Origin of the sequence: Streptomyces sp. NRRL F-5135 (assembly GCF_000719775.1) — a bacterium.
GTDB classification, from domain to species: Bacteria; Actinomycetota; Actinomycetes; order Streptomycetales; family Streptomycetaceae; genus Streptomyces; species Streptomyces hebeiensis.
The window spans coordinates 296,026-311,879 of sequence record NZ_JOHR01000006.1 but is presented as its reverse complement, the minus strand read 5'-3'; the positions used below and the strand labels follow the sequence as shown (position 1 = coordinate 311,879).

Below are 15,854 nucleotides of genomic sequence, written 5' to 3'. Positions count from 1 at the left end.
CCGCGTGCGCGGGGACCACCTCCCTGATCGCCTCCAGCACCTCCTGGCGTTGGGACCACCCCCGCGTGCGCGGGGACCACCGGGCGATCATCGTCGCCCGGTAGTCGGACAGGGGACCACCCCCGCGTGCGCGGGGACCACAAGAATCGGGACAATTTGGGTTCCCGGAATGGGGGACCACCCCCGCGTGCGCGGGGACCACCTTCACCGTCACCCCCTGAAAGAAGGACTCATGGGACCACCCCCGCGTGCGCGGGGACCACGTACTCGAAGGTGTCGTCGATCCGGATTCCGGGGGACCACCCCCGCGTGCGCGGGGACCACGAATCGATCAGTCGTTAATGCATGATCTGCACGGGACCACCCCCGCGTGCGCGGGGACCACGTGGCGGTCCCGTTCACGGACACCCGCGCGTCGGGACCACCCCCGCGTGCGCGGGGACCACAAGCTCGATGAGCGGGAGCAGCGGTTCTACCTGGGACCACCCCCGCGTGCGCGGGGACCACCGGGAGGCGGTCGCCATTGCCGCCGCCGAGCAGGGACCACCCCCGCGTGCGCGGGGACCACTCCCCCATCGCCGAACTGGCCGTGCTGGTCTGGGGACCACCCCCGCGTGCGCGGGGACCACGTCCTGTCGCAGTACAAGGGCAAGTGGTACACGGGACCACCCCCGCGTGCGCGGGGACCACGACGTCGTCAGGGTCGACACCACCGACGATCAGGGACCACCCCCGCGTGCGCGGGGACCACTCTCGGTGCTTGTTGAGCAGGTCCAGCATCTTGGGACCACCCCCGCGTGCGCGGGGACCACCAGCGCGGCCCGCCAGGCGGTGCGGTTCAAGGGGGACCACCCCCGCGTGCGCGGGGACCACGGGAGATCACCCATCCCGTGCTCGGGATGCGTGGGACCACCCCCGCGTGCGCGGGGACCACACCCCAAGCCAATACGAAGCTCGGCGCGGAGTGGGACCACCCCCGCGTGCGCGGGGACCACCATGCCCGGCGCCTGGCGGAGGCGTAGATGTAGGGACCACCCCCGCGTGCGCGGGGACCACTTGCCGATTTCCTCGGCTCGCTTTTGATGCAAGGGACCACCCCCGCGTGCGCGGGGACCACGACGACTGGCAGTGCGGCCAGTGCGGCAAGTGGGGACCACCCCCGCGTGCGCGGGGACCACGCCCGCTCAGCAGGTGTCTCCCTCGTGGCCGCGGGACCACCCCCGCGTGCGCGGGGACCACCGCCGGCAGCACCCCGGCACCGGTGGTGGACAGGGACCACCCCCGCGTGCGCGGGGACCACGCCTACACCCTGGTCACCGAAGGCGCTTCCGTGGGACCACCCCCGCGTGCGCGGGGACCACGTTGATGACGAACGCGGGGTTGCGTCCCTCGCGGGACCACCCCCGCGTGCGCGGGGACCACTTGCTTGGCTGCCGTCTTGAGGGCGAAGCCGAGGGACCACCCCCGCGTGCGCGGGGACCACATGCGTCCTCCGACGTAGGTGGACGAGCTGGAGGGACCACCCCCGCGTGCGCGGGGACCACCTCCCCAGACCGCATGGACTCCATCGTGCACGGGGACCACCCCCGCGTGCGCGGGGACCACGTCACGGGCGGGCCTTTCTGGCTGTCGGGTTAGGGACCACCCCCGCGTGCGCGGGGACCACCGGGAGCGGAACTGGCGGCACGCGCGGATCGAGGGACCACCCCCGCGTGCGCGGGGACCACTCGTAGAGGACGGCGCCTTCGGGGTATTCGAGGGGACCACCCCCGCGTGCGCGGGGACCACCACCCCTGCCCCGCCTGCGGCTGCTTCGGCCTGGGACCACCCCCGCGTGCGCGGGGACCACCGCCTTCCGAGGCGGGGAGGGTGCCGACTGCGGGGACCACCCCCGCGTGCGCGGGGACCACCACCGGCCGCTGACCTTGGCCGCGTTGATGACGGGACCACCCCCGCGTGCGCGGGGACCACGAGCTCCTCGCAGTCCAGGCCGAGTTCCAGCAGGGGACCACCCCCGCGTGCGCGGGGACCACGTGGCCCCTCCCCGAGAGGGCAAGACCTCGCAGGGACCACCCCCGCGTGCGCGGGGACCACTGCGGCTGATCATGGGCGGACACCCGACAAACGGGACCACCCCCGCGTGCGCGGGGACCACCTGCTCCGTCAAGCGCCCTTGAGATTGCGGTGGGGACCACCCCCGCGTGCGCGGGGACCACTGCCGCCCCGGCCGCGTCGATGTCGCCTCCGTGGGACCACCCCCGCGTGCGCGGGGACCACCCTGGCTCTACGCCCAGCAATTCGGCAACGCGGGGACCACCCCCGCGTGCGCGGGGACCACAGGAGCCGACCTGGGTTTTTATGGCCGGGAGGACTGGTTTTTACTCACTTTCCGAGCAAGGGGCGAATGGGTGATAACGGGCGCTGGGTTCTTGTTCGTTCTCACCGTCCGAACCTTCGTCGTTTCGCTGCTTTGCTCCATCCCTGGCGTGGCGGCTCGGTTGTCGGGCGTGGCGTGGCCGGGGTAGAGGGGCGGTGAAGGAGGGTGAGGCCCTCGTGGTCGGTGGGGTGCCAGGCGTGGTCGTGGGTGCGGAAGGTGAACCCCTGTTCGTTGTCGGTGTGGTAGGCGAGCAGGGCGCGTCCTTGGCCGGAGTAGGTGCGGACTTCGTCCCAGAGGGTGTCGCGGACGCGGGCGGAGGGTGAGCCGAGGAAGACGCCTGGTGAGATTTCCAGGAGCCAGCGGGTGAGGAATCCGCGTAGGCCGGCAGGGCAGTTGGTGAGGATGATGACGGTCACCAGATCGGCTCGTCCCCGTAGTTGCGTCCGCTGTCGAGGAGTTCGCCGCTGTCGGTCTGGAGTCCCACGTGGTCCGCGTCGGCGGTGGTTTTGGATTCCTCGTAGCGCAGCAGTTTCTTGATGTCGTTCGCGCAGCGGTCCAGGAGCTGTGTCTTGTTGATGCGGTCCCGCAGGGCCCGGCGTGTGCGCGTCGGGATGTCATCCTCGCCTTCGGCCGCGGCGTCGAAGGCGGCTGGGATGGCGATCTCCGTCTTGTACAGGTCGGCGATATCCAGGACGAAGGACCGCTCGTGTCCGGAATGGACGAAGCCGAGCCCGGGGGACAGGCCCAGTGCGGCGACTACGGCGTGGGCGACGCCGTACATGCACTGCGCCGCTGCCGTGACGCCCTGGTTGGGAGCGTCGGCGGCGGCGAAGTCGTCCCGGTGGTAGTCGCGGCGTCGCCAGGGCACCCCGGTACGCTGCGACTCGCGGCGATAGCACTCCTTGAGGCGACGGCCCTCCATCCGGAGCAGTTCGTCGCGGGTGCTCCCCGACGGGTCCTCGTCGGGAAAGCGTAAGCGGTACATGGCGCGCGCCACCTCCAGGCGCGTACGCCGGTTTGCCCATGCCGTGGCCTGCGCTTCGAGCAGCTTTGAGGAGCGGGTCAGGGCGCGTCCGCCGGCGTAGTAGCGCACGCCGTGTTCGCCGACCCATACCACTGCGGCGCCGCTCTCGCCGAGGAGCGCCATGGCCTGGTGGGTCACGCGTGTCCCGGGGCCGAGCAGCAGGGTGCCGATCGTGGCCGAGGGGATGTGGGTGATGCCGTCGGCATCCGTGGCGGTGATGGCGTTGTCGTCCCGGTGGACGGTGCAGCGCTCCAGGTAGAGGTAGGAGATGCGGTCGCCGATGCGGGTCAGTTCGCGGGGCGAGGAGAGGGTGCGTTTGCTGATCGTGCTCATGGCCTCACCGCACCGGTGCGAGGGTCATCAGGCCGCAGCCGTATGCCTTGGCCTTGCCCAGTCCGTGGGTCAGGGTGCGGCGGAACGCCATGAGGTCGGTGATCGTGAGTCTGCCGTCGAAGGTGGCGCGGACGAAGCGGACGTCCCGGGCAACGGGTGTGCGTCCGTCCTGTGTACGGCCTCCGCGCATCTTCGTGCCCTCGTTGGGGGACTTGCCGAACCGGATCGGCATCCGGTCGTGCACGGTCACCTCGTAGCTCTCGTCGGCTGTGGCGGTGTTGTCGTCGGCCGGCCTTTTGATCACGGTGAAGCCTGCGCGCTCCTGGTGTTTGAGCAGCCAGCCGATCTGGTGGCGCGGGGAGACGTGAGCGGCGCGCTTGGTAGGGGTGCCCAGTGGTTCGGGCTCTTTACGGATGTGGTGCACCGGGTTGGCGGTGAGGCGGAATGCCCAGACATCGCCTTGCCGGAGGGCTTCGAGGAACTCACCGTAGGCGAAGGTGGCCCAGCCCTCGGCGCCCAGGCTCGGCCAGCCCGCCTGCTCGGTGAGATGGGTGAGGTCGGGGCGGGAGGGGCTGGAGATGAAGAGGTCGACACGGCCCGCCGGTGCGTGGTCGAGCCGCCACAGCACGCGTGGGCCGTTGCCGTCGCGTGCCGGGGGTTCGGGGAAGGCCATGTTCACGGCACCGTGCAGACGGTTCGGGGAGCCGAGGAGCCGTTGTGCCTCGGGCCGGGCGGTGTTGAAACGGAAACGGGTCAGGTACATCGGCGGGTCCTAGGAGGCGTATGGGGAAGGGCCTGGAAGGCTGTTTGGAGCGGCCCGGCGCAGATGCGCGGTCGGGTCGTGCGCGGGGGCGTTCACGTGTCCGGTTCGCACGCCCCGCATCGTGTACTGCCGGTGACGTGGGGCGAAGGTGACGGGTGTGTCCCGCAGCGAGAAGTCGGGGGTTTCGTCCGTGGGGCAGTCCATCAGCACGTCCAGCTGTTCCTCACTGGCCCCGGTACGGTCCACCTGCCTGATGTACCACCGTGACGCCTGCCATGGCGCGGCACGCAGAGCGTCTTCCAACGGCCCTTCGGCCAGGGAGCCTTCGAACAGCAGTGGCTGGGCCGGCGGGCAGGAACGCCGGCCCAGATAGGGGAGGAAGCGGGGCGCGCCCAGCGCCTGGTGCAGTTGCCCGATCAGCTCTTGTGCGCCTTCGACGCCGGCGACGAAGACCGCGTCGGCGAGGTAGTACCGCTCCGACAGTGGCATCACCCTTCCCGACTCGGCGTGTTGGGCCTTGTGGAAGTCCCGCACTCGTGTTCCTGGCTGGTCGATACGCACGCCGAAGCGCAGCTCGGCCAGGTCGGACAGGTCCGCGCCGCGCGGACGTCCCTGGGCTGCGGCCAGCAGCCCCAGCACACCGCTCTTCGTGGGCGCGTTCTCCGTGGTCCGGCGCACGAAGCGGGCCGCTGATCCCCACGCCTGCAATGGGCCCGCCAAGCGCAGAAGCAGGACCGTCATGCTCCCGACTCCAGGCGTTCGGACACCGTGCGGCCGACTTGGTCAAGCAGGGCGGGCAGCGTCACACCGGTGCCCAGTTCTGCCAACGCCTGTGTCTCCTCACCGACGCGGAACACCCAGGTGGGCTGGTTTTCGAGACCGTACTGCCGCTCCAGGTCGGGTACGTACGCGGCGAGCCGATGGCAGCTCTCCCGCAGGAACCCGCCCTGGGCGGATTTCGGTACCGGCTCCTCGAAGGCGCCGACGAAGCTGATCGGCCACCGGTCACGAATTGTGACGATCACGGCGGAGGGCAGGGTGTGGTTGCCGAACGAGTTGATCTTTCCGGTCGGCAGGGAGGTGATGAACGCTTCGAGGAAGGCGGTGACCGCTTTCGCCGTGGGGGTGCTCGGGGGCTCGTCCTCCTTGAGGCCGGCGCCGAGGTTGCGCTGGAGTTCGTCGACGTCGACCGCCGCGTACCGGTACAGCGTCGCGGAGTTGAAGTCGACCGTGCCGATCATGCCGGCGCCTGGTTCGGATGCGCTGCTGCGGTCATCGACCGCCGTGTAGAAGTCCGACTCGATGTCCGACCGGTGCACGCTCAGTGCGTGCGCCACCTGGGTGGCCGCCTCCACGTTGAGGTCGGCGGAGTCGGCGACCATCCGGCCGAAGAGCGCGATGTCCACCGAGTGCCGGGTGTCGACCGCGTGACGTGCCCTGGCCTTCTGTTCCTTGTCCTTGAAGGACTTCTTGAGGCTTTCGACATCGCCTCCGCCGCTGGCCGACACCGCGACCTCGGCGAGTGCGTCCAGCTGCCGCCGGCTGAGGAACATCAGGTACTTCGACTCGGCAACCGCCTCATCCTCGCCGTCCCGGACCTTCCGCTTCGGCGGGTCGAACGATGAGCCAGTGGTGACCCGCAGGGTCTCCTCCGCGAGCCGGACGGCCGTGCCTGCCACCGACGGGTCATAGGCGGAGATGCGTTCTGCGAGGGCCTCGACCACCTTCTTGGTCCGCACGCCGAGTTCCTCCGGCGGCAGCAGTTCGTTGAAGCGGCTCCGAGTGGCACGCTTCCACGCCTGGCTCGATACCCGGGCCCTGCGCACACCCCCGTAGTAGGCGGACTTCGGTGTTCCGGTGTCGTCCCGGTTCATATTGCTCGGCGGCACGTTCTGCAGGATGTGGATGTCGAGGATGGTGCGGGTCACGAGTGTTCCGTTCTCTCGTCTGACGACCGGAAAAGGGAGCGGGAAGGGATAGTGGTTGGGGTCGGAGGCAGCCGTGGTCAGGAGTCGGCGTCGGCCGCATCGAGGTCCTCCGTCGGCGCGATTTCGGTGCCCAGCGTGCCGTCGGTGCCGTCCGGACGGGCCTGGGGGGAGGATCTGTGGTGGCGGTGGAAGTCGCGGCCCCACCCACGGCGGACATCGTCCCGGCGGTTCTCGTCCTGCCACAGCAGGAGTTGGTCGGCTAGGAGCGTGTAGTCGAGAGGGATACGCGCCGAGCGCAGGAGCAACGCCATCTCGCGCAGCCGGGTTGCCAGAACGTCCGTGTCCGACGCGGCTCCGATGCGTACGAATCGTCGGCGCACGGTCTCGCTGGCGTTCTCGACCCGTTCCGCGGCCCGGATTTCATCGGCGGTGCCGCTGTCGCCGGTGGCCGTGCCGCTGTCACGGATGCCTGTCTTTCCGTGGGCGAGACGGCGAACGGAGCGGCCGAGCGACCATCCGGCCAGGTGCATGGGCTCGTCGCGCAGCGACTGCTGGTGCAGCGCCCACAGTGTCACAGCGACGTGGACGGCCGTGTCCTCACGGCGTTCCTGTTCCTGGCGCCGTGTGTAAGCCGAGGAAGAGAAGTAGGCAGGCGAGATGCTGCCGTCACTGCCTTGCTCTGCGTCGGCCACCCGCTGCTCCTCGCGGAGTTCGGCCAGGGTTTCCAGGTGGTCCAGTCCCCAGGCGGTGGGGGAGACGTGTGCGTCCCGGCCGGCCTCCCTGCGCAGCCGTGCGACGGACGCGACGGCCCACGGGACATCCCGCTGGTAGCCCGACTGCAACCGTCCGATGGTGCGCGCAACGGCTTGGCGAGGGAGTGAAAGGCCGGCGCCGCTGTCCGTGTCCTTGGTGCCGGGGGGAGCCGGGGGGTTCGGTGCCATGGATGTTCTCCTGACGAGGGGCGTTCGAAGGAGGCTGCGGTGGTGGCCGTCAAGCAGTAGTCGACGGCGGGCCCAGCACCTGGTGCAGCCGTGTGTGGAACCAGAGTTCGGCGCGGCCGGTGTCCATCAGGATTGCGCCTCGGCCGGGGAGATCGAGCACTCGGCCCTCGCTGGCCGCCGGTCCGGCGGACCTGACCTCCTGCCGGGCCAGCCGGAGCATGTGACGGCGAACGGTCTCCCGCCACGTGTGCCGGGCCGCCTGGAGGTCCGGCTGCCGCGCCAGGTCCCGCAGCCATGCGCGATACGGGCCGTCCAGGGCGCCGTATCCGAGATCCCGGGCTGACGCGCCCGCCGCCGGGTGGTCGCTTCCGGCAGCGCGGGCGAGATTGCGGGCGAGGTGCCCCAGCGCCTCTACGGCCTTTTCGGCGTCGCTGACGGCATCCAGGGCTGCGGCACCGTACACCGGGTTGGTCTCGTGCAGAGTGACGACTGGGAGCACGACGGAGTCGTCGACGATCTCATCGATCACGGACTGCTGCGTGCCGTAGACCATGCCAGTCAGGCGGAGCCGGATCAGCTTCCCAGGATCGATCTCGCTCTCGGTGATGACCTGGCTGTACCACCGGGTGACACCGGAGCGCAGCTGCTCGGGTGGCTCCCCGCGGCCTGTCGACTCCTCGTGCTGGGTACGGGCGGGGAGCAGGGCACCGAGACCCCGCCACGCCGACCTGTTCGGATCGTGCCGGGACGGGGTGTAGACCAGCGCCCGGCTCTGTTTCTTCTCCTGCACGGGGCTACGGCGCCACCCGCTCATGGGCTCCAGCAGCCACGGCGCGGGCGGGAGGAGGGGATCGCCATAGCCCAGGACGACACCCGTCACCGCACCTGCCGCAGCGCACAGGCGGATCCGGCGAGACTGCCAGGTGTACAGGTCCCGCAAGCCCATGGGGTCGGCACCGCCCGCACGCTCACCGCGGGGACCAGGGCCGTACGGCTCGTCCTGGCGCCAGACCGGCCGGTCCTCACCGATCCGCTCGGCGAACTCGCTTCCCCCATACGCCTCCTCGAACGGAATGAGATTGAGCAGCAGGGTCTCCCGCAGAGTGTCTCCCTCGGCGAACACACAGCCCAGATGCCCCAGCGAACCGACGCCCAGGGGATAGACCTTGCCCGCCTTGCTGCGTGTCTCATCACCCTTCATCGCGGACTTGATGCCCGAGGTATCGAAGGCGTGAGCGTGGAGCAGCCATCGCGCGGCTTCAGCAAAAGACAGCCGCTCCACACCCGGACGCCGCATGGAGAACAGGGCGGAACCCGTGGGAACGTCGGCGACGATCCGGCTGAGGGGAGCGACCTCGTCCTTCGCGGTCCTGAGTCCGGCCACTTGGAAGAACGGCCGTTTTTCGTCGAAAAGTTCGAAGCGGTCGGCGTGGCGTTGCAGGTAGTCGGCGGCAGCCGTGAACGGTGCCCGGCTTTGCCACAGGTCTTCCCAGTCCTCAAGGGTGGCTGGCCCCTCCAGGACATCATGGAGAACCGCCAGCAGCAGCCTGAGCAGAACGGGATTCTGGGTGGGGACGTCGCCGACGATCCCGCGCAAGGTGTCAGCGCCCTCGAAAACCTCTCGCAACGACAGCTCTACCACCGTGCCATCGAGGCGCTGTACCGGAACCCACGCCTCACGCACCAGGTTGAAGGCTGCCGGGCCGACGTCATCGACGCGCTCATGGCCGCGCCGAGGTCCGGGCAGGCTCACCGGGCCGCCACTCTGCTTCGCGACACCTGATTCCGCCGAGACTTCTGTAACCGTTCGCTGCGCGGCCGACTGTTGTGCACCGTGCTCGTCCCTTTCCTGCTCTGTACTGCCGGGGCCGTCCGGACCGTCCCCGGACGCGCCGGGGTCGGCTACCCGCAGTCCCTCGGCGCGGCTGTAGCTCAGGGAGAAGCCTGCCAGCCGGGTCTGACAACGCTCGTCCAGGACGAGGATCAATTCGCCCGCCAGCCAGGGGCATTCCTTCACCTGCCAGGCCGGGACCAGGAACTTCTCCAGGTCCGCGATGGTGCGGTCGATCATCCAGGGCTTGCTGAACCGTCCGGGCAGAGTGAGTGCGCTGGCGGCCACCGCCTCGGCCGAACGCCGGTTCGGGGGGAAGTCGACGGGCAATTCCCGGCCGCCCCGTCCGCCCTCCTGCCCCTCGTCCAACCATGGCACGGTGGTCAGCCGTCCGTCGGCCTGCCGCTGGATGACAAGGACTTCCAGTGTCTCCTCGCCGTCCCGTACCTGTGCCCGCCCGGCCGGGCTGTCGTCCGCGTCTCCCGCATGAGCCTCCAGCCATCCGTACACCGGCCGGCCGGCACGCCGTACGGGTCCCAGCAGGAAGCCGTCCGCCCTGCGCCGCTTCTCCGCGAGCAGAGCCCGGTGCCGTCCCTCGGCTTCAGCGATGTTGCCTGCCCAGGCCACCGGGCCCAACGGCCCACCGCCGTACGCGCTCTGTACCAGCGCGCTGATGTCGTGCGGCAGTCTTACGGGAACGCCGTCGAGGTGCGGTGTGAGGGTGGCGAGCGAACGCAACAGGGTCCAGTCGCCTGGATATACAGCCCGGGTGCCTGCCACGGGTGCGGGTGGCGACGCGCTCCAGTCGACGCCGGTGATCAGACACCGGGGAGTGGACAGCCGGGCCGGCCGGGGCGAGGGGTGCCGGTGCAACCGCCCCATACGCTGCAGCACAAGGTCGACGGGTGCCAAGTCGGTGACCAGCACGTCGAAACTCACGTCGAGGGACTGCTCCACCACCTGGCTGGCGACCACCACATGCCGCGCCGGCCGCTCGCCGCCCGGGCCGAACTTGCGTAATAGACCGACCTCGTTGGCGGCTCGGTCGGCTGCCAGAAACCGCGAGTGGGCCACGGTCACCCGCGCTTCACCGAGTCGGTCCTTCAGCGCCTCGGCGGCCTCCAACACCCGTCCCACGGTGTTCCGTACGATGAGGGCGCATCCGCCGTCGGCCAGTTCCGCGTCAAGCCGATCGGCCAGTGTGTCGAGATCGTCATCCATGCGCTCCAGCACGACGGCCGAGCCACGGTCGGAAGCCGCGGCCGGCCGGGCGGTCAACGCGTCCTGTCCCGGCGATACGGCGGTCAGCAGCGGGTAGGCGTCAGCGTCCGCTGCGACCGACGCGGCACCGCCATCGCCCGCATAGGCGGCGGCGAGAGCCCGCCTCCGCTCCGCCGGAAGGGTGGCGGAAAGGAGCACAACCGGGACCCGGTAAGCGGCCAGCCACTCAAGGGTCCGGTCCAGATAGCGGTTCATGTAGGCGTCGTACGCGTGCACCTCGTCGATCACCACCACCTTGCCCGCCATCGCGAGATGGCGCAGGGCCAGATGACGGCTCTTGAGAGCCGCGAACAGCACCTGGTCCACCGTCCCGACAGCGAAAGAGGCAAGCAGCTGCTTCTTCCGCCCGCGAAGCCACTGGTGAGCATGGAGACCGGCAGGATGCTGCACTCCGCCCTGATCCCTGTCCCTTGGCGTGACCTCTTGCCGGCTCCCGTCGGGTTCGACGGCGGTGATGGCCCGGCTTCCTTCACGCAGCAGGCCAGCCCAACTCTCTTTGAGTGCGGCCTTCGCGTGAGCCAGGACTACCGACCGCATCCGCGATCCGTTCGTGGGCAACGCGTCGAGCCAGGACAGGAGCCGGTCGAACATCGCGTCCCCGGTCGCCCGGGTGGGAAGCGCCATCAGCAGACCGCCGGCGCCTGAACGCGCCGCGAGGATCTCCGCCGCCGCCAGCGCGGCCTCGGTCTTCCCCTCACCCATCGGTGCTTCGATGATGAGCAGGCCGGCCGGATCCATGACCTGCGCCATCCGGACCGCCTCCTGCTGGACCGGACGAAGCGCCGCGTCCTGGAGCTTGGGGAAACGCTGACGGAACAACTCCCGCGGCGATGCCGTGGGCATCTGCGGCTGCCAGGGACCGGGGAGATTCAAGCCCTCCCAGGCAGCGAGCAGCCGACGCTGCTCACCGGCTGCACCCACCGGATGCCATGACTCGGGTGCGTAGGGAAACAGCTCAGGGGCACTGGCGATCCAGTCCGAGAGGATCACCACAGCCGTCAACAGCACCTGCACCGGCTGAGGCAACCGGACTCCACGCCACGTCGGCAACAGCCCTGTCACGCCCGTCAACTGGGCACACCAGTCGAGAAGTTCGTACTGCGTCCGGTGCCATACGGCCTCACTCGGTCCGGGATGCCGCAGGAGATGCGGCCGTAGTTGCAGATCATGGATCTGTGGACTTCCCGGCGGTACACCGTGGTGCCCTCCAGCCACCACCGCGAACTGCCCGGCGACTCGCGCCCCCAGCCCGAACCGCTCCCGCATCCATTCCTGCAGCACCAACTGCCCCGCCAGCCCGTGTGGCGCCAGTTTCCGGTCCTGCCCGTACTCCTTGACGGTGGGCATGTCCAGTCCGTGGTCCCGCATCCGCTGGGCCAGCTGCTCGACCTGGCAGGCGAAAGCCGGTGTGCACTTGGCGATGTCGTGGGACGCCGAGAGGAAACGTACGAGCCGCGCGGCGTCGTCACCGCCGCCTGGCAAAGGCTCGGACACCAGCCGCTTGACGGACGCGGGCAGCCAGTCCTCCCACAACTTTCCCGCCACTGACGCGCTGTCCATCATGTGACGCCACAGCGGAAGCCAGCCATCGGTTTTGCGGTCGTGCTTAGCCCAGGCAGACCGGGCAGATGCAGAGAGGGCTCGTGCATCCGGCTCGGGGCGGGAAGAAGCGATGTCGACGGGGTTCATGTCGGTTTCCCTCCGCAGAGCTGGTCAGCACTGTAAGCGGGTCGTGATACGGACGACGTGGCAGGGCTGTCGGCCAGGTGAGGGCGGACAGCCGCTGGCGCGGGTGCCCGCCCTCACGTAAGGGCCAGGAGGGTCAGGTTCGGCGTCGGCTGGAGAGCACGACGCCGACTGCGAGAAGGGCTGCCCAGGCCCAGGGCCGGTCCGGCGAGGCAGCGATCATGGCGGTGATCAGCCCCCAGATCGGGGGATCGGGCGGCTGGTCAGGCGCGATTAACGCGGGCATGGCTAGAATCTCCTTGTCCTTGAGGCACTTGGGGACGGGTCGGGCTCGGCTCTCCGATGCTGCGGAGTATGTATCCGAGTCCGGCCCACATGCTGGGCCGAGCTTGAGGCTCGGTGTGGAGCCTAGTGGCTCCACACCGAGCCTCGCGGGCTTTCAGCCGAAGTCGGGAGACGCCTAGTTGGTCGGGTGCTGAAAGGATCACCTCAAGAGGATGTTCTCGGTTCATAAGAGTTGACGGGAGAAAAGGGGGAGATGATCTCAGTTCAGACTGACTCCTGTGCTCATAACAGAACGCACCTGTGTCGCCTCGTAGCCCCGCATGCGCGGGGATCACAGATTCGGTACACCTCAAGATGGATGATCTCGGGGACCACCCCCGCGTATGCGAGGACCCGTCATGTCATGCACAGCCTGCTCGACTTCGTCGTGGGCCAGCGTGTACAGAAGCCACCGTACCCGCCATGGCCCGACCCCTCTCTGTCAGCCTTGGGTGAGACGTCCCGCCTCGTCGGGTTGGCTTGCGAGGGCACGACAGGAGAACCACCCTCTCATGACCAGGGCCAAGCCCGCCGGATCTGATCCGGCTCCCCGTCACGACCATCTCACTGGACTTGAAATCTTCCGCAACGAGCGGCTGCGGTGCACGGGCCGCGAAGGGGAAGCGTCAGCCGATCGGTAGCCGGCCCCGTCGACCCTGGAGAACTTCTCCGCGTATTCACCGCAGCCACCCGCAGAGGCCCGGTGACAGTCGGACAGCTCCGGACCTTCCCCGCGAGCGCCGGGGGCGGTCCGGCGTTCTATTGTATCTGGCTGCACCCGCTCTGACCAGCAAAAAGCCCTCTCAAGTGGGCGGAGACATGCGCCCCCGGCAGGACTCGAACTTGCGGCCAAGCGCTTAGAAGGCGCCTGCTGTATCCCACGTAGACCCGCTCTGACCTGCGCTTTACCGAATCTGTGATGGGTAGCCAGGTGTTTTGTGGGACGTATGTGGGATCTGGCCGTTCGAGTGACCGGTGGGGTGCTGGCACCTTCCCATGGTCTCGAAAGTGCTTCTCACCCCATCTTCACACCCTCGAACGCTCTTGCGGAAACAATCCTGTACCTCGTCGGCGTTGGTGATCTCCGAGCCGAGGAGGGGAAGGTGTCGGGCCTGAAGCTGTTCCGCATGGACACGGCCAATAGAGGCATGACCGAGGTCATGCCGCTTCTTGCTGAGATCGAGGCAGATGTGCAGAGTCTCGTCGAGGCGCACATGGAGACGCTGCTGGGCGTCCGGTTCCTGGCGAGCGAGTACGGCACCGGGCCGGTGCACGGGGGCCGGATCGACTCGCTCGGGCTGGACGAAAACGGATCGCCGGTCATCGTGGAGTACAAGCGCGGTGTCGACGCCGGCGTCATCAACCAGGGGCTGTTCTACCTCTCGTGGCTGATGGACCACGGCGCTGAGTTCGAGTACCTGGTCCGCGACCGGCTCGGGGTGACGGCCGCGTCCCAGGTCCTGTGGAGCGCTCCACGCCTGATCTGCATCGCCGGCGACTTCACTCGCTACGACGTGCACGCCGTGCGCGAGCACCGGAGGTCGATCGACCTGGTCCGCTACCGGCTCTTCGGCAGCGACCTGCTCGGGCTTGAGACCGTGGCCTCAGTGAGCTGCGGCATGCAGGTGGGCCACCGGAGTCGGCGCCAGGCAGTTGTCCGGGCGGCGGCCGGCGTCCAGGGCGCGTCGATGGTGGAGTTGGCGGGCGCGGTCGACAAGGTCCTGCTCGGGCTCGGGGATGGCGTGAACCGGGTTGAGCGCAAGACCTACCGGGCGTATCAGCGGCTGCGAAACTTCGCCTGCCTGTGCCCGCCGCAGCGAAGCAAGCTGCTGGTCTACCTGAAGATCGACCCAAAGGACGTCGACCTAGTGTGATGCGCCGGAAAATATGGTCTTAAATCTGTAGGCTGTTTTCATGTCGCATCGGGGTCCGCGTGCTGTCGAGGTTGTGCTGTCCGAGGAGGAGCGCGCCGAGTTGTCGCGTTGGGCGGGTGGTGGGGCGGGATCTCGTTCGGCCGAGCGCGCTCGGATCGTCCTGTCTTGTGCAGATGGTGCGTCAAGTTCACAGGTGGCGGCCGACTTGGGTGTGAATGTGGCGACGGTGCGCAAGTGGCGCTCCCGGTTCGCGGCTCACCGGCTGGCAGGTCTGGCCGACGAGCCGCGACCGGGCCGGCGCAAGCCGGACCTGGTCCTCACCGAGGCTGAGCGCGCGGAGTTGACGCGCTGGGCGCGGCGGGCGAAGACCGCGCAGTTTTTGGCGCTGCGGGCGAGGATCGTGCTGCGGTGCGCGGACGGTGGGACGAACAAGGAGGTCGCCGCCGAGCTCGGTGTTTCACACGGAACGGTGAACCGTTGGCGGTCGAGGTTCATCCGCTTGCGGCTGGACGGGCTGAGTGATGAGCCGCGTCCCGGCAGACCGCCCTCGATCCTGTTGGACCAGGTCGAGGACGTGCTCACGGCGACGTTGGAGTCCACCCCGGGTCAGGACACCCACTGGTCGCGGGCTTCGATGGCCCAGCACACCGGCCTGTCGAAGTCCACCATCGGGCGGATCTGGAAGAAGTTCGACCTCAAGCCCCATCTCCAGGACGCCTTCAAGCTCTCCACCGACCCGCAATTCATCGCGAAGGTCGTCGACGTCGTCGGCCTGTACCACCATCCGCCCGAGAAGGCGGTGGTGCTGTGCGTGGACGAGAAGAGCCAGATCCAGGCGCTGGACCGGTCCCAGCCCGTACTGCCGATGATGCCGGGCATGCCCGAGCGGCGCACCCACGACTACTACCGGTACTGCATCACGAGCCTGTTCGCCGCGTTCAACATCGCCGACGGCAGCGTCATATCGCAACTGCACCGCCGCCACCGGGCCATCGAGTTCAAGAAGTTCCTGATCCGGATCGACAAGGCGGTGCCCGTCGGCCTCGACGTCCATCTGGTCTGTGACAACTACGCCACCCACAACACCGCCGAGATCAGGACTTGGCTGGGAAAACACCCCCGCTTCCACGTCCACTTCACCCCCACCGGCTCCTCCTGGATGAACCAGGTCGAGCGATGGTTCGGCCTGTTGACGGACAAGCTCATCCGCCGCGGCGTCCACACCTCCGTGAAGGCCCTTGAGCAAGACATCAGGGCCTGGATCGACGGATGGAACAAGAACCCCAGGCCCTTCACCTGGACCAAGACCGCCGACGAGATCCTCAACTCCCTCGCCGACTACCTCACCAAAATCAACCCACCGACCACCGAAACCTGAAACAGACTTAAGCCTGCAATTTCTGGCGCAGGACACTAGCGCGTGTCTATTCCCAGTATCGCGCGCTACACGGTGAGGATTAACCTCAATTGTTCGAAAGGGTCCGTCGAATCC

The 15,854-nt window shown here is 68.5% G+C and carries 10 protein-coding genes and 1 CRISPR repeat array (1 of these 11 running past the window's edge); of the genes, 2 read left to right on the top strand and 8 right to left on the bottom strand.

Going from position 1 to position 15,854, the window contains the following annotated elements; translation table 11 throughout:
* Positions 1-2,338: direct repeats of the CRISPR family, unit length 29 nt; unit sequence GGGACCACCCCCGCGTGCGCGGGGACCAC; it reaches 1,169 nt to the left of the window's first position.
* A 101-nt stretch (positions 2,339-2,439) separates the two neighbouring features.
* The 8 genes from cas2e to IG02_RS41520 form a co-directional block, all read right to left on the bottom strand.
* Positions 2,440-2,793, bottom strand: a complete 354-nt coding sequence (gene cas2e / locus IG02_RS0111935; RefSeq protein ID WP_030745210.1) for a type I-E CRISPR-associated endoribonuclease Cas2e — start codon at positions 2,791-2,793, stop codon at positions 2,440-2,442.
* A complete protein-coding gene (gene cas1e / locus IG02_RS0111930; RefSeq protein WP_030745208.1) occupies positions 2,790-3,734 on the bottom strand; it encodes a type I-E CRISPR-associated endonuclease Cas1e in 945 nt (314 codons plus the stop codon). The genes cas2e and cas1e overlap by 4 nt, the downstream gene beginning before the upstream one ends.
* A 4-nt stretch (positions 3,735-3,738) precedes the next feature.
* Positions 3,739-4,497, bottom strand: a complete 759-nt coding sequence (gene cas6e / locus IG02_RS0111925; RefSeq protein WP_030745206.1) for a type I-E CRISPR-associated protein Cas6/Cse3/CasE — start codon at positions 4,495-4,497, stop codon at positions 3,739-3,741.
* Positions 4,498-4,506: 9 nt separating this feature from the next.
* Positions 4,507-5,238, bottom strand: coding sequence for a type I-E CRISPR-associated protein Cas5/CasD (gene cas5e, locus IG02_RS0111920; RefSeq protein WP_037802755.1), 732 nt, complete (start codon positions 5,236-5,238; stop codon positions 4,507-4,509).
* The gene (gene cas7e, locus IG02_RS0111915; RefSeq protein ID WP_030745202.1) at positions 5,235-6,425 is read right to left on the bottom strand and encodes a type I-E CRISPR-associated protein Cas7/Cse4/CasC; all 1,191 of its coding nucleotides are present in this window, start codon (positions 6,423-6,425) and stop codon (positions 5,235-5,237) included. Before cas7e ends, cas5e begins: the two co-directional genes overlap by 4 nt.
* Positions 6,426-6,502: 77 nt before the next feature.
* Entirely contained in the window at positions 6,503-7,366 is an 864-nt protein-coding gene (casB, locus tag IG02_RS0111910; protein WP_051764877.1) for a type I-E CRISPR-associated protein Cse2/CasB, read from the bottom strand.
* Positions 7,367-7,415: 49 nt separating this feature from the next.
* On the bottom strand, positions 7,416-12,167 hold the full coding sequence (gene casA, locus IG02_RS36260; RefSeq protein ID WP_078854402.1) for a type I-E CRISPR-associated protein Cse1/CasA: 4,752 nt from the start codon (positions 12,165-12,167) through the stop codon (positions 7,416-7,418).
* 133 nt (positions 12,168-12,300) lie between these two features.
* On the bottom strand, positions 12,301-12,450 hold the full coding sequence (locus IG02_RS41520; RefSeq protein WP_158712276.1) for an MYXO-CTERM sorting domain-containing protein: 150 nt from the start codon (positions 12,448-12,450) through the stop codon (positions 12,301-12,303).
* A gap of 1,141 nt (positions 12,451-13,591) precedes the next feature.
* On the opposite strand from IG02_RS41520, the gene IG02_RS0111895 reads away from it, so the two are divergent.
* On the top strand, positions 13,592-14,362 hold the full coding sequence (locus IG02_RS0111895; RefSeq protein WP_030745196.1) for a transporter: 771 nt from the start codon (positions 13,592-13,594) through the stop codon (positions 14,360-14,362).
* 40 nt (positions 14,363-14,402) lie between these two features.
* Positions 14,403-15,740: an IS630 family transposase gene (locus tag IG02_RS0111890; protein WP_234314710.1), complete on the top strand. Its 1,338-nt coding sequence runs from the start codon at positions 14,403-14,405 to the stop codon at positions 15,738-15,740.
* Positions 15,741-15,854: the final 114 nt, after the last annotated feature.

Coding starts and splice junctions, on each gene's coding strand:
- cas6e (WP_030745206.1), bottom strand. CDS start 4,497: ATGTACCTGACCCGTTTCCGTTTCAACACCGCCCGGCCCGAGGCACAA.
- casA (WP_078854402.1), bottom strand. CDS start 12,167: ATGAACCCCGTCGACATCGCTTCTTCCCGCCCCGAGCCGGATGCACGA.
- IG02_RS41520 (WP_158712276.1), bottom strand. CDS start 12,450: ATGCCCGCGTTAATCGCGCCTGACCAGCCGCCCGATCCCCCGATCTGG.
- cas1e (WP_030745208.1), bottom strand. CDS start 3,734: ATGAGCACGATCAGCAAACGCACCCTCTCCTCGCCCCGCGAACTGACC.
- cas5e (WP_037802755.1), bottom strand. CDS start 5,238: ATGACGGTCCTGCTTCTGCGCTTGGCGGGCCCATTGCAGGCGTGGGGA.
- casB (WP_051764877.1), bottom strand. CDS start 7,366: ATGGCACCGAACCCCCCGGCTCCCCCCGGCACCAAGGACACGGACAGC.
- IG02_RS0111890 (WP_234314710.1), top strand. CDS start 14,403: ATGTCGCATCGGGGTCCGCGTGCTGTCGAGGTTGTGCTGTCCGAGGAG.